This is a genomic window from Shewanella sp. GD03713 (genome assembly GCF_029843705.1).
GTDB lineage: Bacteria > Pseudomonadota > Gammaproteobacteria > Enterobacterales > Shewanellaceae > Shewanella.
Window position 1 is genome coordinate 2,397,081 of the sequence record NZ_JAOCIW010000001.1, and the last position, 26,999, is coordinate 2,424,079.

The window sequence follows — 26,999 nt, forward strand, 5'->3', positions numbered from 1 at the left end:
TAACGAATAAGCGAGCAAAAAATGTTTACTGGTATAGTTCAAGCCACCTGCGAGGTGGTTGCAATACATAAGAAAGATGGCCTAAATACCCTTGAGGTAGCGTTTAAACCTGATTTGCATGAGGGACTTGCGATTGGTGCAAGTGTGGCAAATAACGGGGTATGTCTGACGGTGACTCAGGTCGTTGATGATAGGGTATTTTTCGATGTAGTGGAAGAGACCTTAAGGTTGACAAACCTTGCCAATTTGACCGTTGGCCAGCGGGTGAACATCGAGCGTTCTTTGACGTTTGGCAGCGAAATCGGCGGCCATATCCTCTCGGGACACATTCATACTAAAGCGAAAGTGAGTCACATTAGCCATACCGAGCAGCATTATGATCTGACCTTAAGTGTCGAGCCTAAATGGATGAACTATATCCTTTATAAAGGTTTTGTCGGGGTAAACGGTTGTAGCTTAACGGTAGGCGAGGTGACCGAAAGCAGTTTTATGCTGCACTTGATCCCAGAAACCCTCAAATTGACCAATTTAGGCCAGTGTCAGGTTGGAGATGAGTTGAATATCGAAATTGACAGCCAAACCCAAGCCATAGTCGACACCGTCGAGCGCGTGCTGGCCAAACGTTTTAGCGGCCAATCTTAATTAACATGCCTAGTAAATTTGCTCGTCGTCCGAGTCAATATATAACTCTATGGTTCGGCGGGCATCATCCACATGTAAACGCAGGTGGATGGGATTACAACAAATTCGGCAGTCATCGTAATAATCCTGATCGCCGCTGCTGGCATCAATACTTATATGTTGATGGTGTCCGCAGTGGGGACAGACAATCACTTTATTCATGATCCTCATGGCGCAACTCCTCTCTAACGAATGCTAGGGATGACACTTGTCGCTAAGCCTTGATACTGGCTTTAGTTGAGTATACAAGAATGTGCTATTGCAACTTAGATAAAGTCGGTATCAAAATCTCATTAACTAGATTTTTCTGTTCCGCTTAGCGCTTGGTACTTTTTTCACAGATATTTATCTAGCGTAAGAACCGTCAAGCATGCGCACCAGTTAAGTTAACTCAATCCTTTACTGTCATCAGTTCGACAGGCGCCGTCGGTAATATGCCTTCCTCTATATTGTCACTAATGGCCTGTGATAGCAGTTCTATCTGCAGCAAAAGCTCGGCGTGGATATCGTCCTGCAAACCAATGGTGTCAAATTGCACCGCTTGGCGTTGAACCGCTCGGGATTCAGGTTGAGTGGGTGGCGTGGGGCTAACTGGGATTGGGTTCTGGGCGACATGGCTAAGTGCAACCGTCAATAGGATACTCGTGAACATACCAACTCCTTTGGCTTCATTATTTACAGCGATGCGACTGCGCGGTATGCGTGGAGGTGAACCTCCAACCCACCCGCAATCATTTAACGCGCATAGCGTAGGGGCGTTAAATGACTGCCACATGAACGATTGACTGCAATATGATGAATTCACGGCAAACTTTGCGGATTGATGTTAATAAAGGAGTTGATTTGGGGGCTAAGCCTCGCAATTGGGCCATTTAACTTGCGTGCCTTAAAGACTATCCCGTAGAATAACTGTCCTGCTACGCAAGGCGGCTAAGACTCCTGTACTGTCTTAACCTCGCGAGCATTCTCTTTTTACTTAATCACCATGTGGCCCTACGTGTGGGTCACCACTGGACAAGGATATTTCATGCCTGTAATTACACTTCCTGATGGTAGCAAACGCGAGTTTGCACATCCCGTATCGACTCTCGATGTTGCCGCTGATATCGGCCCTGGTCTTGCTAAAGCCTGTATCGCTGGTCGCGTGAATGGCGAACTCAAAGACGCTTGCGATCTTATCGAAACCGATGCTGAACTTTCTATTATTACCGCTAAAGACGAAGAAGGTATTGAAATCCTTCGCCATTCTTGCGCGCATTTATTAGGCCATGCAATTAAGCAACTATGGCCACAAACCAAGATGGCGATCGGTCCTGTGATCGATAACGGCTTCTATTACGACATCGATCTTGAGCACAAGCTGACTCAAGAAGATATCGAAGCCCTCGAAAAACGTATGCTTGAACTGGCGAAAACCAATTACGACGTAGTAAAACGCGTTGTAAGCTGGCAAGAAGCCCGTGATACTTTTGCTGCCCGCGGTGAAGAATACAAGATCGCGATTCTGGATGAGAACATCAGCAAAGATGCGACTCCAGCACTCTATCATCACGAAGAATACACCGACATGTGCCGTGGTCCACACGTGCCAAACATGCGTTTCTGCCACCATTTCAAGTTGATGAGCATTGCCGGCGCTTACTGGCGCGGTAACTCTGAAAACAAGATGCTACAACGTATTTACGGTACTGCATGGGCGGATAAAAAAGCCCTGAGCACCCATTTAGCCCGTCTTGAAGAAGCGGCTAAACGTGACCACCGTAAGATTGGTAAGCAGCTTGACCTCTACCATATGCAAGAAGAAGCACCAGGCATGGTGTTCTGGCATAACGACGGTTGGAGCATCTTCCTCGAATTAGAACGTTTCATTCGCCGTAAGTTAAATCAATACACTTACCAAGAAGTGAAAGGTCCGTTGATGATGGACCGCGTACTGTGGGAACGCTCTGGTCACTGGGATAAATATTCAGAAGCCATGTTCACAACCAGCAGTGAAAACCGTGAATATGCAGTTAAGCCAATGAACTGCCCAGGCCACGTACAGATCTTCAACCAAGGCTTGAAATCTTACCGTGATCTGCCATTACGTATGGCGGAATTTGGTTGCTGTCACCGCAATGAGCCATCAGGTTCGCTGCACGGACTGATGCGCGTACGTGGTTTTACTCAAGACGATGCCCATATCTTCTGTACTGAAGATCAAGTTCAAGCAGAAGTGAGCTCTTGTATCCAAATGGTATACGACACTTACTCGACATTCGGCTTCGAAAACATCGTTGTAAAACTCTCAACTCGCCCAGAAAAACGTATCGGTGACGATGCCATGTGGGACAGAGCCGAAGAAGCACTCAAGCAGGCTTTGCGTGCGAACAACATTGAATTCACCATTTTACCGGGTGAAGGCGCCTTCTACGGTCCTAAGATTGAGTTCACGCTGCACGACTGTTTAGACCGTGCATGGCAATGCGGTACTGTGCAATTAGACTACGCATTACCAAGCCGTTTAGGTGCAACTTATGTCGCCGAAGATAACAGCCGTCAAACGCCTGTGATGATCCATCGTGCGATTTTAGGCTCGTTGGAGCGTTTCTTAGGTATTTTGATCGAAGAATACGCAGGCCGTTTCCCAACTTGGTTGGCTCCAATGCAAGTTGTCGTGATGAATATCACCGACAAACAGGCTGATTATGTTGAAGAAGTGGTCAAATTCTTCAAAGAACAAGGTATTCGCGCCTCATTTGACTTGAGGAATGAGAAAATAGGCTTTAAAATACGCGAGCACACCTTAAGGCGTGTTCCTTATTTATTGGTCGTTGGCGATCAGGAAATGGAAAATAAGGAAGTTGCGGTGCGTACACGTGATGGCGTTGACTTAGGTAAGATGCGAATTGAAGATTTCGCCGCTAAGATCCATCAACAAATTTCGCTCCGTAGTCTCAAATTGTTGGAGGAATAGGTCATAAAGATCAAGAAAACAGCAGGGCGTCAGCTGGCCCCTAATAGAATCAATGAAGAAATCACAGGTGTACCAGAAGTACGCTTAACTGGCATTGATGGTGAAGCTATTGGTGTGGTAAGCATCAGAGATGCTCAGAATTTGGCAGATGAAGCGGGTGTAGACCTAGTCGAAATTAGTCCAAACGCTGAACCTCCAGTATGTCGCATTATGGACTACGGTAAGTTCCTATTTGATAAAGCGAAAGCTCAAAAGGAACAAAAGAAGAAGCAAAAACAGGTTCAGGTTAAGGAAATCAAATTCCGTCCTGGAACTGACGAAAACGACTATCAGGTAAAACTACGCAACCTGATACGTTTTCTGGAAGACGGGGACAAAGCGAAAATTACGCTGCGTTTCCGAGGCCGCGAAATGGCTCACCAAAACCTGGGTATGGATCTGCTGAACCGTATCAAAACAGATTTGGATGAGTATGCAATTGTTGAATCCTTCCCGAAAATGGAAGGCCGACAAGCCATTATGGTGCTAGCGCCTAAAAAGAAATAAGTAGGGCAACCTATAAAAGTAGCGAAGGCTATATGCCTTCGCTCGCCTTGCTTTTTATTTAACATCCCAATGCGGAGTTTTAGTAATGCCTAAAATGAAAACCGACAGAGGTGTAGCGAAGCGTTTTAAGAAAACCGCTAATGGTTTCAAGCGCAAGCAAGCCCATTTACGTCACATTCTGACCAAAAAGAGCACTAAGCGTAAGCGTCACTTACGTAACAAGTGTTTAGTTGCTAAAGTTGACGTTCCAGCAATCGCGCGTCAATTACCATACGCTTAATTTAGGAGATTAGAAAATGCCAAGAGTTAAGCGTGGTGTAACCGCACGTGCTCGTCACAAGAAAGTTTTAAAATTAGCAAAAGGTTATTATGGCGCTCGTAGCCGTACTTACCGCGTTGCTGTTCAAGCAGTAACTAAAGCTGGTCAATATGCTTACCGTGACCGTCGTCAGAAAAAACGTCAATTCCGTCAACTGTGGATTGCACGTATTAATGCTGCAGCTCGTCAAAATGGTCTGTCTTACAGCCGTTTCATCAACGGTCTGAAAAAGGCGTCTATCGAAATCGATCGTAAGATTTTGGCTGACATCGCTGTATTCGACAAAGTTGTATTCGCAACTTTAGTTGAAAAAGCAAAAGAAGCGTTAAACTAAGCAATTAGTTTGTCGCACTTAAGAGGGGACCATTTGGTCCCTTTTTTTGTTGCTGCTGTGACCCGTCATAAATAGCGTTGAGGCTTGCTTCAAGCGAGTCACAAGATACAGATAAAAAAATAGCAGGCTGATGCCTGCTATTTCATTTGAGTGGGCGAGCACACGTAAAAATCACACTCGATTGTTCTTCGCGTAATTACTTTTTAGCGTCTAAGTAACGCTCAGCATCTAATGCTGCCATACAACCTGTACCCGCAGAGGTAATCGCTTGACGGTAATGTTGGTCCATAACGTCACCTGCGGCAAACACACCTTCGATGCTGGTTTGGGTCGCGTTACCTTGAAGGCCGCTTTGTACCTTCAGATAACCGTTGTTCATCTCTAATTGGCCTTCGAAGATCCCAGTATTAGGGCTGTGTCCAATGGCTACAAACACGCCGGCAACGGCCAGATCTGTGATAGCGCCATCTTTGGTGCTTTTCATTTTCAAGCCTGTTACACCCATAGCATCACCAACTACTTCTTCCATGGTTTGATCAAGGTGCAGGATAATGTTGCCGTTAGCCACTTTATCCATTAAACGGTCGATAAGGATTTTCTCTGAGCGGAAGGTGTCACGACGGTGAATTAAGTGCACTTCGGCGGCGATGTTACTCAAATAAAGTGCTTCTTCAACGGCAGTGTTACCACCACCAATGACGGCAACTTTCTGATTGCGATAGAAGAAACCATCACAGGTCGCACAGGCCGATACGCCGCGTCCTTTAAACGCTTCTTCAGACTCAAGTCCTAAGTAACGAGCAGAAGCACCTGTCGCAATGATCAGCGCATCACAAGTGTATTCGCCATTGTCGCCTTTTAAACGGAAAGGGCGCTCAGTCAGCGTCACTTCATTGATATGGTCGAAAAGGATTTCAGTATCAAACTTTTCCGCATGTTTTTGCATACGTTCCATTAATGCTGGACCCGTTAAGTCTTCTGCATCACCTGGCCAGTTTTCAACTTCAGTCGTGGTCGTTAACTGACCACCTTGCTGCATACCTGTGATCATCACAGGCTTTAAGTTTGCGCGCGCAGCATAAACTGCTGCCGTGTATCCTGCGGGACCTGAACCTAAAATCAATAGGTTACTGTGTCTGACTTGGCTCATTTTTCTCTCCGTGCCTTTAGCAAATTGCATGGATTGTAGGGAATTTACCTGTAGGGGTAAAGCGCTGTTTGGTGATTCTTTTAGATTATGCTAATCGAATCCTAATGCAAATTGTCAGCCTGAGTTTACTAAGGCTTTGGCTTAAAACCCGCACGGGTGAAGATATTTGTGATCAGCATAAAAAATCGGCCTCAACAGAGTGAGGCCGAACAAAGCAGAGTAGGTCAGAAAGACCTAGGCTCTCATATGATTAGGCTAATAAACTTGCTGGCGCTGTGTACTCAAGATTTAATGCTTGCGCCACTTCTTTACAAACCAGTTTACCGTGCATCACGTTCAAACCGTTCAGTAAGTGTTTGTCTTGTAACAGGGCAGCTTTATAACCTAAGTTAGCTAACTTAAGGATATAAGGCAGAGTCGCGTTATTCAGAGCGAAGGTTGAAGTACGGGCAACGGCACCTGGCATGTTTGCCACACAGTAGTGCACTACGTCATCAACGATGTAGGTTGGATCTTGGTGAGTCGTTGCATGTGAAGTTTCCACACAACCACCTTGATCGATTGCTACGTCAACGATAGCACTGCCTGGCTTCATGCGTGCGATCATGCTACGTGTCACAAGCTTAGGCGCTGCAGCACCTGGAATTAATACGCCACCAATCACAAGATCAGCTTCTAGTACATGGCGCTCAATTGCATCGGCAGTTGAGTAAACAGCCTTAACTGCAGAACCAAATTGTACGTTTAAGCGACGCAGTGCATCGATGCTACGGTCAAGAACAACAACATCAGCGCCCATGCCTACCGCCATTTGTGCAGCATTGGTACCGACCATGCCACCACCGATGATCACGACTTTTGCAGGCTCAACACCTGGAACACCGCCTAATAACATGCCGCGACCACCAGAGGATTTCTCTAATGCCATCGCACCTGCTTGGATAGACATACGACCAGCCACTTCTGACATTGGGGCCAGCAGAGGTAAGCCACCACGGTCATCAGTCACTGTTTCGTAAGCGATACACACGGCACCACTTTTAATTAAATCTTCAGTTTGTGGTAAATCTGGCGCTAAATGCAGATAAGTGAATAAAATCTGGTCATGACGCAGCATAGCGCGTTCGACTGCTTGAGGCTCTTTTACCTTTACGATCATCTCTGCTTTAGCAAAGACTTCAGCAGCAGTTGCTAATATTTTGGCACCTGCATCAACATAATCCTGATCTGAAAAACCAATTCCCGTGCCGGCATTAGTTTCAACAAACACTTCATGACCTTTGATGGTCAATTCGCGAACGCTTGAAGGAACCATACCGACACGATACTCGTGGTTTTTAATTTCCTTTGGTACACCAATAATCATTTTTGAGCCTCAATTGCCTGAAAAACCCACTTTTAATGGGCATAATTGTTATTTTATCGTGACCTGAACGTGATTAATTCAGGGATATCTAGTATAGTATCGGCGACGCAGTTTATGCTGCTGAACTTTTGACATACGTAGAATAAAATGTTGTTTTAGTGATAAAGCAAGGTTAAATAAATGGCATATAATAAAAAGAGTCCTGTAAAAGACTTGGATCGCATCGATCGCAACATTCTTAATGAATTACAAATTGATGGACGCATTTCAAATGTGGAACTATCTAAAAGAGTAGGATTAAGTCCAACTCCGTGTTTAGAAAGAGTGAAACGACTCGAAAAGCAAGGATATATCAATGGCTATACCGCCTTGGTCAATCCTCATTTCTTGGGTGCATCCCTACTGGTATTCGTGGAAATCACTTTGAGCCGTGATACTCCCGAAGTATTTGATAAGTTTAATCGCGCTGTGCAACTGTTAGATGATATTCAAGAGTGTCATCTGGTTTCTGGTGACTTTGACTACTTATTGAAGACGCGTGTTTCTGATATGTCAGCTTACCGCCGTTTACTCGGTGAGACGCTGCTGAAATTACCTTCAGTCTCCGATACCCGTACTTACGTGGTGATGGAAGAAGTGAAACACACTAGCCGTGTCGCGATAAACCATCTGCTCTCCGATATTTAATACCCTGAACGTTTACAATAAGGGGCCTAGGCCCCTTATTTATTCCTACGTTTGCCGTTTCGAACTCAAAAATGACCTTGCTTAGCCCTTAGGTTTGCCAGCTTAAGGGCGAATTTTTATCTGGTTTTTATCTTCTTTACAGCGCGTAAATTGGTTGCGTAATAGCCAGTTAGTGCTGAAAACCTGTGCTTTAGCTCATTAGCGCCGATTTTTTGTCTTGTACCAGTAATTCTTAGGATAAAAACGCCCTAAGATGCTCCACATTTAGTGGGATTCTGGTATCGTTAGCCCACCTGTTTTCATTTTTATGGATTAAGTCGTTTGTCTCAAGGAAATAGTGTACGCACGCTCTCAGGGCTGCAGCGTCTGCTCGAAGGCGGACTCATCATTTGCTGTGTTTTAGCCACCTATATTTTGCTTGCCTTAACCAGTTTTAGTCCGTCAGATCCGGGCTGGAGCCAGTCTCATTTTCAAGGCGATATCAAAAACTGGACGGGTGCAGTCGGGGCGTGGATTGCCGACATTCTGCTGTACTTTTTTGGCGTCACTGCTTACATCATGCCGATCATTGTGGCCTCCACAGGTTGGCTGCTTTTCAAACGCGCCCATGATTTATTGGAAATTGACTACTTTTCAGTCGCACTGCGCATCATAGGTTTTCTACTGCTTATTCTTGGTTTTTCAGCATTAGCCAGCATGAATGCCAATAATATCTATGAGTTTTCCGCAGGCGGCGTGGCAGGGGATGTTATCGGCCAAGCCATGTTGCCGTATTTTAATAAGCTCGGTACGACCTTGTTGCTGCTGTGCTTTTTAGGCTCGGGTTTTACGCTGTTAACAGGGATCAGCTGGTTGACAGTGGTCGAGAAGGTTGGCTTTGTCTCCATTTGGTGTTTCAGAAAACTCAAGCGTCTGCCGCAGGCGTTAAAACGCGAGCGTGAAACCGAAGATACCCGCGGCTTCATGACGGTCGTTGATAAGTTTAAACAGCGCCGTGACTCACAGCATCAACTTGAAAAAGCCCGAGTGCGTGAGCCAGAGGTGGCACCGAGTCGTATCTTTACGACTCGCCCCGTGAAGGAAGAAGAGGCCAGTGACGAAATCATCACCGAAGCAAGCTCCAGTAAAGGCAAGCTGTCGGCGCTCGCAAAAATCTTAAGTTTAAACAGCAATAAAGCCAAGGCTGAACCTAAAGGCCTACAAAGAGTCGAGCCCCAATTAGATCAAGCCAGTGCCGTAGCTGAGCATGGTCATTTTGAAGCGCCGCCTTGGGTCGCCAAGCCCAAAGAGGCCGAGTTAGATTTAGATGATGAAACTGAGTTCAAGGCGCACGTTTTCGAAGATGAAGATGACGATGAACCCGTATTCCATCGTGAAACCATGCTCGATGACGAGGATGAAGACGAGTTAGGTTTCAACGATGAAGATGTCATCGATTTTGATACTAAAGCCTCAACGGGCGCTGTGACTCAGGCGCAACGTCAAAAAGAAGCGCCAAAGGCGAAGATTGTCGATGGTATTGTGGTTTTACCGGGACAAGAAGATAAACCTGTTCCAGCAAAACCTATGGATCCGCTGCCAAGCATCAGCTTGCTGGATGTGCCTAATCGTAAAAAGAATCCGATAAGCCCAGAGGAATTAGAGCAAGTTGCCCGCTTAGTCGAGGCCAAACTTGCCGACTTTAACATTGTGGCCACTGTGGTGGGGGTTTATCCCGGTCCTGTGATCACCCGTTTTGAGCTAGATTTAGCGCCAGGTATTAAAGCTTCTAAGATTTCAAACCTCGCAAACGACTTAGCGCGTTCGCTACTGGCTGAGCGTGTGCGTGTGGTTGAAGTCATTCCTGGTAAATCCTATGTGGGTCTAGAGCTGCCGAATAAGTTCCGCGAAACCGTGTACATGCGCGATGTACTCGATTGTGAAGCCTTTACCGAAAGCAAATCGAACCTGACCATGGTGCTTGGCCAAGACATTTCCGGCGAGCCTGTGGTGGTTGATTTAGGCAAAATGCCGCACTTACTGGTAGCCGGTACCACGGGTTCGGGTAAATCGGTCGGGGTGAACGTGATGATCACCAGCTTATTGTATAAGTCTGGCCCTGAAGACGTTCGCTTTATCATGATCGACCCGAAAATGCTGGAATTATCGGTTTATGAAGGCATCCCACATTTACTTTGTGAAGTGGTTACCGACATGAAAGAAGCGGCCAATGCGCTGCGCTGGTGTGTAGGTGAGATGGAGCGCCGCTACAAGCTAATGTCTATGATGGGCGTTCGTAACATCAAGGGCTATAACGCCAAGATTGCCGAAGCGAAAGCGAATGGCGAAGTGATTTTAGATCCCATGTGGAAGTCATCTGACAGCATGGAGCCAGAGGCGCCAGCCTTAGATAAACTGCCATCGATTGTGGTTGTCGTCGACGAATTTGCCGACATGATGATGATTGTCGGTAAAAAAGTTGAAGAACTGATCGCCCGTATCGCCCAAAAGGCTCGTGCTGCGGGTATCCATTTAATTCTCGCGACCCAACGTCCATCGGTGGATGTGATCACAGGCTTAATTAAGGCCAACATCCCGACACGGATGGCCTTCCAAGTGTCTTCCCGTATCGACTCCCGTACCATTTTGGATCAGCAGGGTGCTGAAACCTTATTGGGTATGGGTGACATGCTGTATTTACCACCCGGAACCGCAGTGCCAAACCGTGTTCATGGTGCCTTTATCGATGACCATGAAGTTCACCGTGTGGTGGCCGATTGGTGCGCCCGTGGTAAGCCACAATACATTGATGAAATCCTCAATGGCGTGAGTGAGGGCGAACAAGTGCTCTTGCCGGGTGAAACCGCCGAATCCGATGAAGAATACGATCCGCTTTACGATGAGGCCGTCGCCTTCGTGACCGAAACCCGCCGTGGTTCAATTTCGAGCGTGCAGCGTAAATTTAAGATTGGTTATAACCGCGCAGCGCGTATTATCGAACAAATGGAAATGCAGGGTGTGGTCTCGGCTCAGGGCCATAATGGTAACCGCGAAGTGCTGGCACCGCCGGCCCCGAAACACTATTAATGTTAAGCTAGATGTCAGTTTGAACTCGCCATAATGCGGCGAGTTCAACTTTTAGTCCAAAGGATACCTATGAAAAAACTGTTGTGTGCTGTGTTGTTATCACCATTGTTATACAGCAATGCAGTATTGGCCGATGACGCAAAGCAATTACGCGAAACCTTAAACGGCACTGAGTCACTCAAGGCGGATTTCAAGCAAACCGTTACCGATATCAATAAAAAGGTTATCCAAACGGGCGCGGGTGTATTCGCACTGGCCCACCCAAACCAGTTCTATTGGCATTTAACCGCGCCCGATGAATCCCAAATTGTCGCCGACGGTAAAGATTTATGGATCTACAATCCCTTCGCCGAAGAAGTGGTGATTATGGATTTTGCCGAAGCCATTAATGCATCGCCCATCGCCTTATTGGTTCACCGCGATGACGCCACTTGGTCGCAATATAGCGTGACCAAAAAGCAAGACTGTTATGAAATCAAACCTAAGTCCACGGATGCCGGGATTACCTCAGTCAATGTCTGTTTTAACAAAGGCACACTGAATAAATTTAATGTGCTCGATGATAAAGGCAACCTGAGCCAGTTTGACTTGAGCAATCAACACAGCATTAGCGCTGCGGATAAAGCGCTGTTTAAGTTTGTGTTGCCAGAGAACGTTGATGTGGATGATCAACGTCTTAAAACCCAGTAGGTTAGCGCGTGAGCAGTTTATCGTTTAATTTTGCGCCTGATTTTCGTCCCTTAGCCGCGCGTATGCGGCCAAGGACGATTGCCGAGTATATCGGTCAAGCCCATTTGTTGGGGGAAGGCCAACCATTGCGCCAAGCATTAGAAGCGGGCCGTGCCCATTCGATGATGTTATGGGGACCGCCGGGCACAGGTAAAACGACTCTTGCCGAACTTATCGCCCATTATTCCAATGCCCATGTTGAACGCATCTCGGCGGTCACCTCGGGGGTAAAAGACATTCGCGCCGCCATCGAGCAGGCCCAGGCCGTTGCTCAATCCCGTGGACAACGCACCTTGCTGTTTGTCGACGAAGTGCATCGCTTTAATAAGAGTCAACAGGACGCCTTTTTGCCATTTATTGAAGATGGCACTGTGATTTTTATTGGGGCGACCACTGAAAACCCTTCATTTGAAATCAATAACGCCTTACTGTCGCGGGCACGTGTCTATCTTATCAAGCGCTTAAGCCAAGACGAGATAGTGCATATCATCACCCAAGCCTTAACGGATGCCGAGCGTGGTTTAGGACAGCGTCAGTTAATTATGCCAACGGATGTGCTCAATAAGCTGGCGCAGCTCTGTGACGGCGATGCGCGCAAAGCGCTAAACCTGCTTGAGTTAATGAGCGATATGGTGGCCGATGGCGGCAGTTTTACCACAGAGATGCTGGTACAAGTCGCTGGCCATCAAGTGGCGGGATTCGATAAAAATGGCGATCAGTTTTACGATTTGATTTCGGCGGTACACAAATCGATTCGCGGCTCGGCGCCCGATGCCGCACTGTACTGGTTCTGCCGTATTCTTGAAGGCGGCGGCGATCCGTTATATGTCGCCAGACGCTTATTAGCCATAGCCTCGGAAGATGTGGGCAATGCCGATCCTAATGCCATGACAGTCGCGCTCAATGCCTGGGATTGTTTCCACCGCGTCGGACCTGCCGAAGGTGAGCGGGCGATTGCCCAAGCGATTGTGTATTTAGCCAGTGCGCCTAAGAGTAATGCCGTTTACACCGCCTTTAAAGCGGCGAGGGCGCTCGCCCGCGAAACCGGCCAAGAGGCCGTGCCTTATCATCTGCGTAATGCGCCGACCAAACTCATGGCGGAAATGGGTTTTGGCGCCGAATATCGCTATGCCCACGATGAACCCAATGCCTATGCCAGCGGCGAGAATTATTTCCCCGAATCCTTACAAGCATCGCAATTTTATTTCCCGACTGAACGCGGATTTGAGAAGCGAATTAAGGACAAATTGGCGCAATTAGCGCAATTAGATCAAGCCAGTGGGAGAAAAAGGTATGAATAATCTCCTACTTGTGGCCTTAGGTGGTTCCATTGGTGCGGTTTTTCGCTATCTTATTTCAATATTCATGATCCAAGTATTTGGCAGCAGTTTTCCTTTTGGTACACTGTTGGTCAATGTCCTCGGTTCATTTTTAATGGGCGTCATTTACGCACTGGGACAAATGAGTCATATCAGCCCAGAACTCAAAGCCCTGATCGGCGTTGGCCTGTTAGGCGCTTTGACAACGTTTTCAACTTTCTCAAACGAAACTTTATTGCTGATGCAAGAAGGAGATTGGTTGAAGGCGGCTTTGAATGTGGTGTTGAACCTAAGTCTATGTTTGTTTATGGTTTACTTAGGCCAACAACTGGTTTTTTCTCGCATTTAACTATTAAGAATATATCACATGTTAGATCCTAAATTTTTGCGCAACGAATTAGCAGTTACCGCTGAGCGATTAGCTACCCGTGGTTTTATTTTAGATGTCGCTCATCTCACTCAATTAGAAGAAAAACGTAAGTCACTGCAAGTGGCGACTGAAGAGCTACAAGCTTCGCGTAATGCTATTTCCAAGTCCATCGGACAAGCAAAAGCCCGCGGCGAAGATGTGGATGCCATCATGGCGCAGGTTGGCGATTTAGGTGCGCAATTAGATGCGAAGAAAGTCGAGCTGGCTGCGGTACTTGAAGAAGTGAACGCGATTGCCATGTCGATGCCAAACCTGCCGGATGAGTCAGCGCCTATCGGTGCTGACGAGACTGAAAACGTCGAGATCCGCCGTTGGGGCACACCACGCAGCTTCGATTTCCCTGTTAAAGATCATATTGACTTAGGTGAAGGCCTAAACGGTTTAGATTTTAAGAGCGCCGTGAAAATTACTGGCTCACGCTTTATCGTTATGAAAGGCCAAATCGCCCGTTTAAACCGCGCATTAGGTCAGTTCATGTTAGATCTGCACACCACTGAGCACGGTTATACCGAAGCTTACGTGCCATTACTGGTTAACGAAGCAAGCTTACTGGGTACTGGCCAATTGCCTAAGTTTGGTGAAGACTTGTTCCACACTAAACCTGCGACCGAAGAAGGCCAAGGTTTAAGCCTGATCCCAACCGCAGAAGTGCCATTAACGAACTTAGTGCGTGACAGCATTGTCGATGAAGACGAATTACCGATTAAGTTAACCGCGCATACCGCCTGTTTCCGCAGTGAAGCCGGCTCATACGGTAAAGATACCCGTGGTCTTATCCGTCAGCACCAATTCGATAAAGTGGAATTAGTGCAATTGGTTAAGCCAGAAGACTCAATGGCAGCGCTCGAAGCACTAACGGGCCACGCTGAAACCGTACTGCAACGCCTCGGTCTGCCATACCGCACAGTGATCCTGTGTACTGGTGACATGGGCTTTGGTTCAAGCAAAACCTACGATATCGAAGTGTGGTTACCAGGCCAAAACACTTACCGCGAGATTTCTTCATGTTCAAATATGAAAGACTTCCAAGCCCGTCGTATGCAAGCCCGTTACCGCGTTAAGGCCGATAACAAGCCAGCCTTGCTGCACACCTTAAACGGCTCAGGCCTAGCGGTAGGTCGTACTTTAGTGGCGATTTTAGAGAACTATCAAAATGCCGATGGTAGCGTGACCATTCCTGAAGCACTGCGTCCATACATGGGCGGACTGACTCAGATCGGTTAATTGGCGTAACACAACACCATGGATAAAGGTCAACGTTATCTTCGTTGGCTTTCCTACACCGCTGTCATCGCCGTGTTTTGCGCTGTGATGTTGGCCACCCTAGGTAAAGCCGTCTGGGTTGTGTTAGAAAACGTGAAATAGCACGACTCAAATAAAAAGGTATATTCCACTGGAATATACCTTTTTTGTTAGCAGAAGTGATTAAACCTTAAATACACTTGGCAGGTTTAGGCAGACCCGCAATCTTTGTCGCCTGTTTGGCAGGACCAACCGGAAAGAGGGTATAGAGGTACTTAGAGTTACCTTTATCCGGCCCTAAGGCTTGACCAATGGCTTTGACTAACACCCTGATCGCAGGGCTGGTTTTATATTCCAGATAAAAATCTCGAACAAAATGGATCACTTCCCAGTGGGCACTGGTCAGTTCAATCTGTTCTTCTTGGGCTAACAGCGGCGCCATATCCGGCTGCCAGTCGGCGATATTCTTCAAATAGCCTTGATGGTCGCGTTCAATTTCGACGCCATTGAATATAAGCGGATTTACCACGTGATCACCTTATCGTGCTGCAAAGATTGAGCGACAAACTCGTTGTAATCAATCTGACTAATGTTTTTAAGACGTTCCGTTAAGCCGCGGGCGATGACATCGTCTTTCAGCACCATCACCTTAAAGGGCGAAAGCGCCATGGCCCATTGGCGCAGTAATAATGCGTTAACGCCATCGCTCGAGAGTAAAATCGCATCCTCTTTGCAAGCATAACGCAGGCAAAGTTTGAGGGCATTGTCTCGGCTTGGCGAGGTTTGGATATGATGTAAAATCATTAGAATACTAAGACCTCATCGACGGCTTTTAAGTGAGCCGAGATGGCTTCATCGTTTAAGATAGTCACCGGAATCGACAGCAAGCTATGGCTTAAGCCGTAGTCACCTAAGGACTGTTTGCAGGCGAACACTGATTCGATGTCGTACAGCGGGAGCGCTTTTAGCGCCGCAAGGTAATCTTTACCGCCGATTAGCTCGGGTTGTTGATCTTTGAGCAGATGTAGCACGCCTTCATCGACAAACACTAAACTCACTTCTTGCTCAAAGCTGGCGCTTAACAGGGCAAAGTCTAAGGCTTCACGGCCCTTAGTGGTGCCATGGGGCGCGCTTCGGAACAATATACAGATTTTTTTCATAACATTTCCGAAGCTTAAAAGCAGATCAAACGATCGGCTGATTCAATTCCCGTGACCAGTTCACCCAGTCCACCCATGATAAAAGAATGTTCAACATTCCAGTGGCTTAGCCCGTTTTCCTGCGCCTCTTGCTGCGAGACTATGCCACGTCGTAATGCCGCTGAAACACAGTTCACTAACGAGACTTGATGCTCGGCTGCCAGTTGTTTCCAACCTTTAACCACATCATATTCATCGGATGTGGGTAAGTTAAAGTCCGTCGAGTTATACACGCCATCCTGATAGAAAAACACGCAGACAATCTCATGTCCGCTTTGCAAGGAGGCTTGGGTGAAACGTAGGGCATTCACACTTGCCGACGTGCCATAGGCTGGCCCGTTTACTTGGATAATAAATTTGCTCATCATAAAAAAAATGGCCCTAAAAGTAGGGCCATTTTAGCGTAAGTTTCCCGAAAAGGGGATTAATCATCGTTACCAATACCAAGCAAATGCAAAATGGCAATGAATAGGTTTAAAAAGTCCAGATACAAGGAGATAGTGGCGCGGATATAGTTAGTCTCGCCACCATTCACGATACGGCTAGTATCGAACAGGATAAAGCCGGTCATTAACAGCGCAAGACCCGCGTTAATCGCCATAAAGGCCACACTGTTACCCACGAAAATATTAATCAGCGCAGCGGCGATCACCACAATCAATCCGGCGAACAGGAAACCACGTAGGAAAGAGAAATCTTTCTTCGTCGTGACAGCATAGGCCGAGAGCGCAATAAAGATAACCGAGGTTAATCCTAAAGCTTGCATGATAAGCTCAGAGCCATTGGTCATGCCAGCGTAGTGGTTAAGCATGTAACCTAATGAGGCGCCTTCCATACCAGTAAAGGCAAATACCCAGAAGATGCCCGCAGCCGAGTCGGCTTTACGTAGGGTAACGAACAACAGCACTAAACCACCGATAGATAAACCGAGTGACATCAGAGGGCTGATATTGAGTGCCATCGCTAAGCCTGCACACAATGCAGAGAAGGCGAGCGTCATGGCCAACAATAAATAGGTATTTTTAAGAAGTTTATTCACTTCTAAGGTGGATGCACTCGCTGAGTACAAGGTTTGCTGAGTCATATCTTTCTCCATTAGCTTTTAAATCCAAACTGATCATTTTGATTTTTAACGGGGACGAGAGTTCCCATCAATATCGAAAATCCAGTAAAACTGGGTGAATACTACCGAAAACAGCGCTGTGCTTAAAGGATTCACGCCACAAATAACAAGTTGTAATGACTGATTTTTCTGTGCGGCCTAACGCTTAAGGCGTATTTAATTACACCAGTGCAACACAAAGACTTTAAAACAAGCTTAATCCTGTGGTAATACCGAAATATTACGCCAGCCATTCACGGTGTAATTTATCGGTATCCCCTAAATACTCGAGCACCCAAGCTAGGGCGGGCGACATCTTATCTGCGTTCCAAGCGAGGCAACAGGGGCTGGTTAATTTCGGATTTTCAAGCTGCTTTTCAACCAAGGCGCCCGCTTTAATAAATACGCTGGCCAAATGTACTGGCATATAGCCGATACCTAATCCCTCTCTAAAGCAGTTAATTGCGCGGATCCAATCCGGCACCACGAGTCTGCGTTGATTCTCCAATAACCAGGTCATGCGCTTAGGAATTTCCCGCGAGGTATCTTCCAAACAAATGGAGGGGAAGGGACGCAGTTCATCATCGGTCAAGGGCCGGTCAATACTGGCTAAGGGATGGTTTTTACTCACCAAGAATGCCCATTGAATATCGCCCATGTCCTTATATTGGTATACGCCTCCCACTGGGATCGCCGTTGTCGCACCAATGGCGATATCACTGCGACCGGTCGCAAGCGCCTCCCACACACCGTTAAAGACCTCGATGCGGATGATAAGCTCAATATCATGAAAATGACGGTAAAAGTCGGCAATTAATACGCTAATTCTGTCGGCGCGCACTATGTTATCTAAGGCGATAGACAATGTGGGTTGCCAGCCGTTGGCCACACGCTGGGTGCCACGTTTCATCTCATCCATTTGAGTCAGCAAGTTTCTGGCTTGCTTAACAAAATGCTCTCCTGCGGGGGTCAGGGTCACGCTGCGGTGGTGGCGCTCAAATAACACTACGCCAAGTTCTTCTTCGATTTGTTTAACAGCATAACTGACCGCAGAAGGGACCTTGTGCAGTCGATTGGCTGCCGCCGTAAAACTCCCAACACGGGCTACGATATCAATGAGTTCTAACGCTTGTTCCGAGAGCATAGCTGACATCCATTGTGATGAAAATAATTGATAGCATCTGTCAAAAATAAACGTTTCCAATCAAATTAACAAGTATTTAGACTGCACGCCTTAAGTCTTTTGACATGATTATTTTATGAAAACGTCTAGTAATATCTTTGTAAATATGAAGTTTTTTATATTCTTATTCTATTTGGCCTTATTAAGCATGTTAGGCTTTATTGCCACTGATATGTATTTGCCTGCTTTCAAAGCTATTGAAAGTTCGTTCAATTCTTCACCGTCTCAAGTGGCGATGTCGCTCACCTGTTTCTTGGCTGGTTTAGCATTAGGGCAACTGATTTATGGCCCTTTGGTCAGTAAATTAGGCAAACGTTACGCTCTTATCATCGGCCTTGGCATTTTTGCGCTCGCCAGTGTGGCCATCGCCAATAGCGACTCGATATTGATGTTAAACATCGCTCGCTTCTTCCAAGCCGTAGGCGCCTGTAGCGCAGGGGTCATTTGGCAAGCGATTGTGGTCGAGCAATATGATGCCGAAAAAGCACAGGGGATTTTCAGTAACATTATGCCGTTAGTGGCATTATCACCCGCATTAGCCCCCATCCTTGGCGCTTATATTCTGAACGATTTTGGATGGCGTGCAATCTTTATCTCATTGTGTGTGATTGCCTTTTTATTGGTGTTGATGACCTTATACTTCGTGCCGAGCCATGCAGAGCATCAGGATGCTAAGCCAAGCGCTGTTTCTTACGGGCAGATTTTGAAAAATACCCGTTACCTAGGCAATGTGGTGATTTTTGGTGCCTGTTCGGGTGCGTTTTTCGCATATCTTACTGTATGGCCGATTGTGATGGAGCAACACGGCTATCAGGCAACTGAGATTGGGCTGAGCTTTATTCCACAAACCATTATGTTTATTGTGGGTGGATACGCGAGTAAGTTATTGATAAAACGCATTGGTGCCGACCGTACACTCAACGTATTGCTGACCATTTTTGGACTCTGCGTTATCTCGATTGTGTTTTTCACCTTATTAATGAAGGCGGAAACCATTTTCCCTCTGCTGATTTCCTTCTCGATACTCGCAGCGGCGAATGGGGCGATTTATCCTATTGTGGTGAACAGTGCTTTACAACAATTCACTCAAAATGCGGCTAAGGCGGCAGGATTACAGAACTTTTTGCAAATCACCATCGCCTTTGGCACCTCAAGTTTAGTCGCACTCTGGGCAAGTTCAGGAGAAGTCGCCATAGGTTGGGGCATTCTGAGCTGTTCATTAGTAGTGATCTTGGGTTACCTGTTAAAAACCGAACAAACTTGGGCTGATTTTGCCAAACACTTTACGGCGCCGGATCCTGCTCGTCTTGGGATCAATGCAGATACGAAGCAAAATCAAGCAGATTGAATGTAATACGAGCAGTTAGCGCAGAATTATCAGTTTGTGCTTTACAGTCAGTAAACTAACTTATATGATGCGCATCGTTCGGAGGGGTGGCAGAGTGGTTTAATGCACCGGTCTTGAAAACCGGCGTGGGTTTATAGCCCACCCAGGGTTCAAATCCCTGCTCCTCCGCCATATTCTACGGAAAAGCCATCAGCAATGATGGCTTTTTTGTTTTTGCAGTTCCGGAAGTTGAACCCCAGGATTCCTTATGCTAAGTGCAGCTCCTGCCCAATATTCCACAGATTTGTCATCTGTTATGGTGACTTTTCTGTTTTTGAAATTTCGGAAGTTAAACCCTAGGGTTCCTCATGCTAACCACAGTACCTTCACCCAATTCAGATAAAAAGGCCGCTAATGATTAGCGGCCTTTTTCTTTCACAATGTCCCGTCCTGAAATACGTTGACATAAAGAGGATTTCTTTATGACAACATCAATTAACTCAAGCCGTAAGCGCACACAACGAGATTACACCTTAGCCTTTAAATTAGGCGTTGTAGAGCGTGTTGAAAAAGGCGAAATGACGTACAAACAAGCCCAAGCCCATTTTGGTATTCAAGGCCGTTCAACGGTACTCGTTTGGCTTAGAAAACATGGTAGACTCGATTGGTCGAAACCTTTTCAGCATCCTCTTATGACTAAGTCAAAAGAAACACCTGCCGAAACGATCAAGCGCCTTGAACGTGAGTTAGCAGAAGAGAAACTGCGTAACCAAATCCTCAATGGCATGGTTGATATCATGGACAATGAATATGGAGCAGGCCTCAGAAAAAAGTACTTATCCGGTACGTCTGGCAAGCAAAAGGCAACGGAGAAATAAACCTCGCTGCCGCATGTCGTGCTGCGGGTATGTCGAGGCAAGGTATTTATCAGGCAGTTGCTCGAATGGAAAGTCGTAGAGCTGAGCTATCGGTTATCAAAGACTGGGTCCAGTACTGGCGTAAATATATGCCAAGGTTAGGGGCCCGTAAGCTCTACACGTTGATAAAATCCAAGCTGGTTGAGCACGATATTAAGCTCGGGCGAGATGGGTTCTTTACCTATTTGAGAAGTGAAGGTTTACTGGTTAAACCGAAGAAAAGCTACACAAAAACCACGTTCAGCAAACACTGGATGAAGAAGCATCCTAATCTGCTGAAAGAGGAGGGACTGCACGATGCAGGGCATGTACTGGTCAGCGATATCACCTATCTTGAGTCAGACCAAGGTGTGCACTACCTGTCACTGATCACCGATGCCAGTTCTCGTAAAATAGTCGGTCATCACGTGAGTAAAGACATGAAAGCCGAGAGTGTGGTGAAAGCGTTAAAAATGGCCATCAAAGATAAGCGCTATATCGGCAACGCGGTGCATCACTCAGACAGAGGCTTACAGTACTGCTCAGCCGTTTATCAGAATGCGCTTCAGGCGAGCCAAATCCAGCCGTCAATGACGGATGGTTATGATTGCTACCAAAATGCATTAGCAGAAAGAGTGAATAGCATACTGAAGCAGGAGTTTTTACTGCACCGATGTAGGACATTTGCGGAGCTGAAGATACTTGTTAGAGAATCGATAGCAATATACAACAATATGAGACCGCATCTGAGTTTGAATATGGACTCCCCTAATCAGGTGCACAATAGAAAAGGCCAGCTACTGGAGCTGGCCTAAAAACTGTCAACCTATCTTAGGACGAGACACAATGGATTTCGTTTACCTATTAGCCTAGTTGTTTAAATAGCAAAGCAGCTTAGGTTAAAGGCTAGGTTAACTAAGGCTAGGCTAAGTGAGCTTATGCCTGATAAGACTTAGCGAAAAAGCTTCATAGGCAGCAACCGTTTCACTCCCCACCGATATACAGTAGATGCTGGCTGGATTACTCAATTTAAGCCCAAGAGCGTCAAGATAGTCGGCGCCATTAACCACAAAGAACTGCTTTTTGTAGGGCAACAACACCATCTGAGGTGATTGCTGTAAAAAAGCCTGCGCCTCATCAAAACCGCTGAACCAGTGATTGAGCAAGCTATCGCAGCGCCTGCTATGGAAGAGGGTACCTAGGTCTTCACCGATTTGTGCTTGACCCGATAACACTCTTTGACAGTGATTAAAATCAGTAAAACCGAGCTCACGAGCCAATAGGCTTTGGCAATGCTTAAGCTGGATATCCTGCAGGGTTAAACCTTGCTTATTCATCAAGGGAGCGAATTTATCTAGCGCCACTGCATCGCCAGCTTGGCAGGCTTTAAGGTGCTTTTTAGCGAGGATTTTAACTTCGGTTAAGGCGCGTGGTGCTGGGGTAATTTGTTGTATCACAAACAATTCTCCTAAGTTTTATTGGCATCTCCGCTTAGCCAAACCTAATCAATTGTTGTGTCATACATGTGATGCGAACATCGAGATATGAGTCAGAGTGATGTCATCTTCTGCGGATAGGCGTCTCTGCAACCTGGCGCCATTATTCGACTTCTTCATGCTCGAGTCAAGCTCAGCACTACTTCTACCTCCCTTACGCTTCATCCCCTAAATCGTTACATGCTCAGCCTTAATGTTAAAAATTTTATCACTCAATAACTAAAATCATATTGTATTACTATTGAGCTGTAGTAATATTGTAGTACTAAATAATATTCACTCTACCTGCGTAAACCGGATCGGACGCAGATAAAATGTACGGGGATGCAAATGTCGAATGTTTTAGGGGCTTACGCGTTGGGGCTTGATTACGGCTCAGATTCAGTTCGCGCGTTATTGGTGGATACCCAAACGGGCGCAGAAGTAGCAACAAATGTGGTGTACTACCCACGTTGGAAGAAGGGGCTTTTTTGCGATCCTGCCAAGAATCAATTTAGACAACATCCCCTCGATTACATCGAAAGCCTTATCGAGGTAGTACAAGGACTCTGGGCAAAAGCTCCCAGTGGCGCCGCGCAAAGAGTCTGCGGTTTGAGTGTTGATACCACTGGTTCAACCCCGATTGCGGTTGATGAATCCGGTGTTGCCTTAGCCTTAAAACCAGAGTTTGCGAGTAATCCCAATGCTATGTTTTTGCTTTGGAAAGATCACAGCGCGATTCTTGAAGCCCAGCAAATTACCGCTGCGGCAAACAATGCAAGCGAAAATTACCTGAGATATGAAGGAGGAATTTACTCCTCCGAATGGTTTTGGGCGAAAGCGCTATTTGTACTGCGCCACGACACAGAAGTCAGACAAGCCGCCTATAGCTGGGTCGAGCACTGTGATTGGATCACCGCATTAATGACAGGTACCACACATCCAAAAGTCTTTAAGGCAGGGCGCTGCGCCGCCGGTCACAAAGTGATGTGGCATGAGTCATGGAATGGTTATCCGCCGAATGACTTTTTCGTTGGTATCGACCCCTTACTCGATGGATTGAGAGACAAGTTACCGCTTGAAACCTGCACATCTGACAAAGTTTGCGGCCAGCTAACACCAGAGTGGGCTCAGCATTTAGGGCTATCGACCGAGGTTATCGTGTCTTTTGGCTCATTTGACTGCCACGCAGGCGCCGTTGGAGCCAATGTTAAACCTAGTGTCTTAACCAAGGTGATGGGGACTTCAACCTGCGACATTACCGTCGCCAGTTATGAAGATATTGGTGAGCGTTGTATCAAAGGCATTTGCGGTCAAGTGGATGGCTCAGTATTACCCGGGATGATAGGGCTGGAAGCGGGTCAGTCAGCCTTCGGCGATCTCTACGCTTGGTTTAGGGATCTCACCTCATGGCCGATGCAACAGCTCGACACTTCAGCCTTATTTGATGACAACACCAAGGCCAAACTCATTCAGCAACTCGAATCTGAAACCCTGACAATGTTAGGCAACGCGGCCGCAAAAATCCCCGTTGGTGAGACAGGTATTGTCGCGCTGGATTGGATTAACGGACGTCGTACGCCCGATGCCGACCAATCTGTTGCCATGGCTATCACAGGGTTAACCATGGGCAGCCAAGCACCGCAAGTCTTCAAAGCTTTAGTGGAAGCCAGTGCCTATGGCGCACGTGCCATTATCGAGCGCTTCAAACAAGAAGGCGTTTGCATTGACCATGTGGTCACCATTGGTGGGATCTCGAAAAAATCCGACTTCATTATGCAAACCTGTGCCGATGTGTGGAATTGCAACATCGATGTCCTCGAGAGCGAGCAAAGCTGTGCCCTAGGCGCCGCTATTTATGCCGCAACCGCAGCCGGGGTTTATCCCGATGTGCTGAGTGCCCAAGCCGCCATGGCCTCAAACGTTGCCAAAACCTATCAGCCAAATCCTGAAAATGCAGAGAAATATCAAGCGCTTTACCAAGGGTACTTAGCCCTTGGCCACTATGTTGATGGAGCGAAATAAGATGTCTTTTTTAGAGCTAAAACGCGAAGTATACGAAGCCAACATGGAGCTTGAGAAACGCAAACTGGTGACTTACACCTTTGGCAACGTTTCACAAATTGACCGCCAACTCGGCGTGATTGGTATCAAGCCCAGCGGTGTGCCCTATGAAGATTTAAAGGTTGAAGACATTGTGATTGTTGACCTTGAGAATCAAATCGTAGAAGGGCGCATGCGTCCTTCATCCGATACCAAGACACACACCTATTTGTATCGCCAGTGGCAGAGTATTGGTGGCATTACCCATACCCATTCGACCTATGCCACCGCCTGGGCGCAGGCGCAGATAGCGATTCCCTGCTTAGGCACGACACAAGCCGATTATGTGTATGGTGAAATCCCATGCACAGCAGTGATGCGCAACGATCAGATCAGCCGCGACTATGAAGAAGAAACCGGCGTGCAGATCCTCGATTGTTTCGCCGACCGAGATCCCAACGAGTCACCCATGGTGATAGTGGCAGGCCATGCACCGTTCACTTGGGGCGCGAATGCGGCTAAATCTGTGTACCACGCCGTGTTGCTCGAAGAAATCGCTCGGATGGCGTATCTCACCAAAACCTTATCACCAGGTATTAGTCAGTTAAAACAAGAACTTATTGATAAGCATTATTTGCGTAAGCATGGAAAAGACGCTTATTACGGCCAAAGCAAGTAATTGCCAGTCGGGTCTCATTTCAAACTAGAGAGAGTAATATGAAAGCCTTCAAACAAAAACAAGTGTGGTTTATCACGGGTTCGCAGGATTTATACGGCCCAAAAGTATTAGAGCAAGTCGCTAAAAACAGTGAGCAAATTGTTCATGGCTTTAATGAATCATCCGCCATTTCCATCGAAGTGGTGTATAAGCCAACCGTAAAATCCCCACGGGAAATTCACGCCGTATGCCAAGCGGCCAACAGCGATGAAAACTGTGTTGGCGTTATTCTGTGGATGCACACTTTCTCTCCAGCCAAGATGTGGATTGCTGGCCTTAATGAATTAAGCAAGCCATTCATGCACTTACACACGCAGTTCAATGCTGAGCTCCCTTGGAGCGAAATCAACATGAACTACATGAACACCCACCAAAGTGCTCACGGTTGCCGCGAATTTGGTTTTATCGGCACTCGTATGCGTAAAGAGCGCAAAGTGGTTGTGGGTCACTGGCAATCGAGCGATGTACAAGCACAAATCGATGATTGGTGCCGCGCAGCGGCAGGTTGGCACGAGAGCCAAAACCTGCGTATCGCCCGCTTTGGCGACAACATGCGTCAAGTGGCCGTAACCGAAGGCGACAAAGTTGCCGCACAAATTCAATTCGGTTATGAAGTGCACGCCTACAGCTTAGGTGAACTCAATGAGGCGATTGCAGACATTGCCGAAGGCGATGTAACCGCACAACTCGACCGTTACGCCAGCGAATACCAAGTAGGTAACGAGCTATTTGGCGATGAATACCAATTAGACCGTTTAAGAAAAGAAGCCAAGATTGAACTCGGCTTAACCCAATTCTTAACCCAAGGTGGATTTGGTGCCTTTACCAACTGCTTCGAAAACCTCACTGGCATGACAGGATTACCCGGACTGGCTACTCAACGTCTGATGGCGAACGGTTTCGGTTACGGCGGCGAAGGTGACTGGAAAACGGCTGCCATGGTGCGCATCATGAAGGTGATGGGCCAAGGCCGTGCCGGTGGTACTTCATTTATGGAAGACTACACCTATAACTTTGGCGCGACTGACCAAGTTCTTGGCGCCCACATGTTAGAAGTGTGCCCATCGATTGCAGCTGCAAAACCGCGTTTAGAAGTTCACCGCCACACCATTGGTGTGCGTTGCGACGTGCCACGTCTATTGTTCACAGGTAAAGCGGGCCCAGCAATTAACGTATCGACTATCGATTTAGGCAACCGTTTCCGTATCATTCTCAATGAATTAGATACAGTGACACCACCACAGGATCTGCCAAATCTGCCTGTCGCGTCAGCGCTGTGGGAGCCTCGTCCGAATTTAGCGGTTGCCGCCGCGGCTTGGATCCACGCCGGTGGTGCTCACCACTCAGCTTATAGCCAAGCCATCACGACGGATCAGATTGTCGACTTTGCTGAAATGGCTGGTGCTGAACTGGTTATCATCGATGCCGACACTAAGATCCGCGAGTTTAAGAATGAGCTTCGCCAAAATTCCGTTTATTACGGTTTAGCAAGAGGTTTATAATTCTCGCGCAGCAATAAAGCCGCCTTCGGGCGGCTTTCATTTTTCTGGCACCATTCATTTCATAGGGTTAACACAGATGTATACAGAATTTGACGGCATTATCTTCGATATGGATGGCACCTTAGTCGACAGCGGTCAGTTGCATGAGCAGGCATGGCGACAAACCTTGAATCACTTTGGGATCCCGGTAGAGCCAGCACTGATGCGCTCGTTAGCGGGCGTGCCCACCATTGGCACCTTAGAGATTTTGATCGCCCATTTTGGCGTCACGCCAACGGCCAGTTATGAGGCCATGAACGAGTATAAAGAAGCCCTAGTGCGCGACACTATGCATTTATATGTCAAACCGACAGCATTAGCCGAATTTGCCAAGCAGAATCAGGGCAAACGCCCAATGGCAGTCGGCACAGGCGCCTACACAGAGGAAGCAATTCAAATCTTGACCCTATGTGGATTGTTGGAATTAGTCGATTATGTGGTGGGCGCCGACCAAGTCGCGTCACCCAAACCTGCGCCCGATACCTTTTTACGCTGCGCCGAACTGATGGGCATAGCGCCTGAGCGCTGTATCGTATTTGAAGATGCGAAGGCGGGCATCCAAGCCGCCGAAGCTGCGGGGATGTTTGTGGTCGATGTGCATGCCGAATTACAGATTGAAAATGACTATTTCCTAGGCGCTCGGTAGCCGTTACGAGCTTGTCCAATCACTGGCTAAAACGCAAAATTAGG

29 protein-coding genes and 1 tRNA gene are annotated in these 26,999 nt (G+C 47.0%); 19 read left to right on the forward strand and 11 right to left on the reverse strand.

The features are described 5' to 3' along the window. Positions 1-21: 21 nt before the first annotated feature. Positions 22-642 (forward strand): riboflavin synthase, encoded by a 621-nt coding sequence (locus N5E87_RS10575; RefSeq protein WP_011622721.1) that lies wholly within the window; start codon positions 22-24, stop codon positions 640-642. Positions 643-651: 9 nt separating this feature from the next. Here the strand turns inward: N5E87_RS10575 and N5E87_RS10580 are convergent, their stop codons facing one another. Next, positions 652-852 (reverse strand): CPXCG motif-containing cysteine-rich protein, encoded by a 201-nt coding sequence (locus tag N5E87_RS10580; RefSeq protein ID WP_086904633.1) that lies wholly within the window; start codon positions 850-852, stop codon positions 652-654. Positions 853-1,072: 220 nt separating this feature from the next. Then, positions 1,073-1,333 carry a hypothetical protein gene (locus tag N5E87_RS10585; protein ID WP_232015290.1) on the reverse strand — a complete coding sequence of 87 codons (261 nt, stop codon included), beginning with the start codon at positions 1,331-1,333 and terminating at the stop codon, positions 1,073-1,075. A 375-nt stretch (positions 1,334-1,708) separates the two neighbouring features. Between N5E87_RS10585 and thrS the strand changes: the two genes are divergently transcribed. The 4 genes from thrS (at position 1,709) to rplT (ending at position 4,836) form a co-directional block, all read left to right on the forward strand. Then, entirely contained in the window at positions 1,709-3,637 is a 1,929-nt protein-coding gene (thrS, locus tag N5E87_RS10590; RefSeq protein WP_011622724.1) for a threonine--tRNA ligase, read from the forward strand. A gap of 3 nt (positions 3,638-3,640) precedes the next feature. Next, positions 3,641-4,183, forward strand: coding sequence for a translation initiation factor IF-3 (infC, locus tag N5E87_RS10595; protein ID WP_084294816.1), 543 nt, complete (start codon positions 3,641-3,643; stop codon positions 4,181-4,183). Between the two features lie 85 nt (positions 4,184-4,268). After that, positions 4,269-4,463: a 50S ribosomal protein L35 gene (gene rpmI, locus N5E87_RS10600; protein ID WP_011072303.1), complete on the forward strand. Its 195-nt coding sequence runs from the start codon at positions 4,269-4,271 to the stop codon at positions 4,461-4,463. 16 nt (positions 4,464-4,479) lie between these two features. After that, entirely contained in the window at positions 4,480-4,836 is a 357-nt protein-coding gene (gene rplT, locus N5E87_RS10605) for a 50S ribosomal protein L20 (RefSeq protein ID WP_006081652.1), read from the forward strand. A gap of 196 nt (positions 4,837-5,032) precedes the next feature. Here rplT and trxB read toward each other — a convergent pair whose 3' ends face one another. Both trxB and ald read right to left on the reverse strand, forming a co-directional pair. After that, positions 5,033-5,986, reverse strand: coding sequence for a thioredoxin-disulfide reductase (gene trxB / locus N5E87_RS10610; RefSeq protein ID WP_011717030.1), 954 nt, complete (start codon positions 5,984-5,986; stop codon positions 5,033-5,035). 250 nt (positions 5,987-6,236) lie between these two features. Beyond that, complete coding sequence (ald, locus tag N5E87_RS10615) at positions 6,237-7,352, reverse strand: alanine dehydrogenase (protein WP_011622728.1); 1,116 nt, start codon at positions 7,350-7,352, stop codon at positions 6,237-6,239. A gap of 180 nt (positions 7,353-7,532) precedes the next feature. Between ald and lrp the strand changes: the two genes are divergently transcribed. The 7 genes from lrp to N5E87_RS10650 all read left to right on the forward strand — a co-directional run bounded on the left by lrp (position 7,533) and on the right by N5E87_RS10650 (position 14,948). Continuing rightward, positions 7,533-8,039, forward strand: coding sequence for a leucine-responsive transcriptional regulator Lrp (lrp, locus tag N5E87_RS10620; RefSeq protein WP_007647640.1), 507 nt, complete (start codon positions 7,533-7,535; stop codon positions 8,037-8,039). 321 nt (positions 8,040-8,360) lie between these two features. After that, complete coding sequence (locus tag N5E87_RS10625) at positions 8,361-11,105, forward strand: DNA translocase FtsK 4TM domain-containing protein (RefSeq protein WP_126513142.1); 2,745 nt, start codon at positions 8,361-8,363, stop codon at positions 11,103-11,105. A gap of 69 nt (positions 11,106-11,174) precedes the next feature. Beyond that, positions 11,175-11,795, forward strand: coding sequence for an outer membrane lipoprotein chaperone LolA (gene lolA / locus N5E87_RS10630; RefSeq protein WP_086904825.1), 621 nt, complete (start codon positions 11,175-11,177; stop codon positions 11,793-11,795). 8 nt (positions 11,796-11,803) lie between these two features. Beyond that, positions 11,804-13,135: a replication-associated recombination protein A gene (locus N5E87_RS10635; RefSeq protein ID WP_086904826.1), complete on the forward strand. Its 1,332-nt coding sequence runs from the start codon at positions 11,804-11,806 to the stop codon at positions 13,133-13,135. Further along, on the forward strand, positions 13,128-13,502 hold the full coding sequence (gene crcB / locus N5E87_RS10640; RefSeq protein WP_011622732.1) for a fluoride efflux transporter CrcB: 375 nt from the start codon (positions 13,128-13,130) through the stop codon (positions 13,500-13,502). Before N5E87_RS10635 ends, crcB begins: the two co-directional genes overlap by 8 nt. 18 nt (positions 13,503-13,520) lie before the next feature. Continuing rightward, on the forward strand, positions 13,521-14,807 hold the full coding sequence (serS, locus tag N5E87_RS10645) for a serine--tRNA ligase (RefSeq protein WP_011622733.1): 1,287 nt from the start codon (positions 13,521-13,523) through the stop codon (positions 14,805-14,807). Positions 14,808-14,825: 18 nt separating this feature from the next. Next, complete coding sequence (locus tag N5E87_RS10650) at positions 14,826-14,948, forward strand: hypothetical protein (RefSeq protein ID WP_011622734.1); 123 nt, start codon at positions 14,826-14,828, stop codon at positions 14,946-14,948. Between the two features lie 67 nt (positions 14,949-15,015). Here N5E87_RS10650 and N5E87_RS10655 read toward each other — a convergent pair whose 3' ends face one another. The 6 genes from N5E87_RS10655 to punR form a co-directional block, all read right to left on the reverse strand. Then, on the reverse strand, positions 15,016-15,354 hold the full coding sequence (locus N5E87_RS10655) for a TusE/DsrC/DsvC family sulfur relay protein (RefSeq protein WP_011622735.1): 339 nt from the start codon (positions 15,352-15,354) through the stop codon (positions 15,016-15,018). Then, complete coding sequence (gene tusB, locus N5E87_RS10660; protein WP_011622736.1) at positions 15,348-15,629, reverse strand: sulfurtransferase complex subunit TusB; 282 nt, start codon at positions 15,627-15,629, stop codon at positions 15,348-15,350. Before tusB ends, N5E87_RS10655 begins: the two co-directional genes overlap by 7 nt. Continuing rightward, positions 15,629-15,985 (reverse strand): sulfurtransferase complex subunit TusC, encoded by a 357-nt coding sequence (gene tusC, locus N5E87_RS10665; protein ID WP_086904827.1) that lies wholly within the window; start codon positions 15,983-15,985, stop codon positions 15,629-15,631. Before tusC ends, tusB begins: the two co-directional genes overlap by 1 nt. 14 nt (positions 15,986-15,999) lie before the next feature. Next, the gene (tusD, locus tag N5E87_RS10670) at positions 16,000-16,389 is read right to left on the reverse strand and encodes a sulfurtransferase complex subunit TusD (protein ID WP_164718013.1); all 390 of its coding nucleotides are present in this window, start codon (positions 16,387-16,389) and stop codon (positions 16,000-16,002) included. Positions 16,390-16,448: 59 nt separating this feature from the next. After that, positions 16,449-17,108: a Bax inhibitor-1/YccA family protein gene (locus N5E87_RS10675; protein ID WP_011717039.1), complete on the reverse strand. Its 660-nt coding sequence runs from the start codon at positions 17,106-17,108 to the stop codon at positions 16,449-16,451. Between the two features lie 259 nt (positions 17,109-17,367). Next, positions 17,368-18,270: a DNA-binding transcriptional activator PunR gene (punR, locus tag N5E87_RS10680; protein ID WP_086904829.1), complete on the reverse strand. Its 903-nt coding sequence runs from the start codon at positions 18,268-18,270 to the stop codon at positions 17,368-17,370. A gap of 115 nt (positions 18,271-18,385) precedes the next feature. On the opposite strand from punR, the gene punC reads away from it, so the two are divergent. The 3 genes from punC to N5E87_RS10695 all read left to right on the forward strand — a co-directional run bounded on the left by punC (position 18,386) and on the right by N5E87_RS10695 (position 21,347). After that, on the forward strand, positions 18,386-19,657 hold the full coding sequence (gene punC, locus N5E87_RS10685) for a purine nucleoside transporter PunC (protein ID WP_126513144.1): 1,272 nt from the start codon (positions 18,386-18,388) through the stop codon (positions 19,655-19,657). 80 nt (positions 19,658-19,737) lie between these two features. Then, positions 19,738-19,828 (forward strand) — tRNA-Ser (locus N5E87_RS10690). A 290-nt stretch (positions 19,829-20,118) separates the two neighbouring features. After that, a protein-coding gene (locus tag N5E87_RS10695) for an IS3-like element ISShes2 family transposase (protein WP_279775319.1) occupies positions 20,119-21,347 on the forward strand; the annotation gives its coding sequence in 2 pieces (ribosomal slippage) (positions 20,119-20,470 and positions 20,470-21,347; 1,230 coding nt in all). 111 nt (positions 21,348-21,458) lie between these two features. Here the strand turns inward: N5E87_RS10695 and N5E87_RS10700 are convergent. After that, positions 21,459-21,989, reverse strand: coding sequence for a hypothetical protein (locus N5E87_RS10700; protein WP_086904896.1), 531 nt, complete (start codon positions 21,987-21,989; stop codon positions 21,459-21,461). Positions 21,990-22,358: 369 nt separating this feature from the next. Between N5E87_RS10700 and N5E87_RS10705 the strand changes: the two genes are divergently transcribed. The 4 genes from N5E87_RS10705 to N5E87_RS10720 all read left to right on the forward strand — a co-directional run bounded on the left by N5E87_RS10705 (position 22,359) and on the right by N5E87_RS10720 (position 26,955). After that, positions 22,359-24,032 carry a ribulokinase gene (locus tag N5E87_RS10705; protein WP_086904895.1) on the forward strand — a complete coding sequence of 558 codons (1,674 nt, stop codon included), beginning with the start codon at positions 22,359-22,361 and terminating at the stop codon, positions 24,030-24,032. Position 24,033: 1 nt separating this feature from the next. Next, on the forward strand, positions 24,034-24,729 hold the full coding sequence (locus tag N5E87_RS10710; RefSeq protein ID WP_011626173.1) for an L-ribulose-5-phosphate 4-epimerase: 696 nt from the start codon (positions 24,034-24,036) through the stop codon (positions 24,727-24,729). Between the two features lie 38 nt (positions 24,730-24,767). Beyond that, positions 24,768-26,270, forward strand: coding sequence for an L-arabinose isomerase (araA, locus tag N5E87_RS10715; protein WP_011717043.1), 1,503 nt, complete (start codon positions 24,768-24,770; stop codon positions 26,268-26,270). Positions 26,271-26,346: 76 nt separating this feature from the next. Next, complete coding sequence (locus N5E87_RS10720; RefSeq protein WP_086904950.1) at positions 26,347-26,955, forward strand: beta-phosphoglucomutase family hydrolase; 609 nt, start codon at positions 26,347-26,349, stop codon at positions 26,953-26,955. The last annotated feature ends 44 nt before the right edge of the window (positions 26,956-26,999 follow it).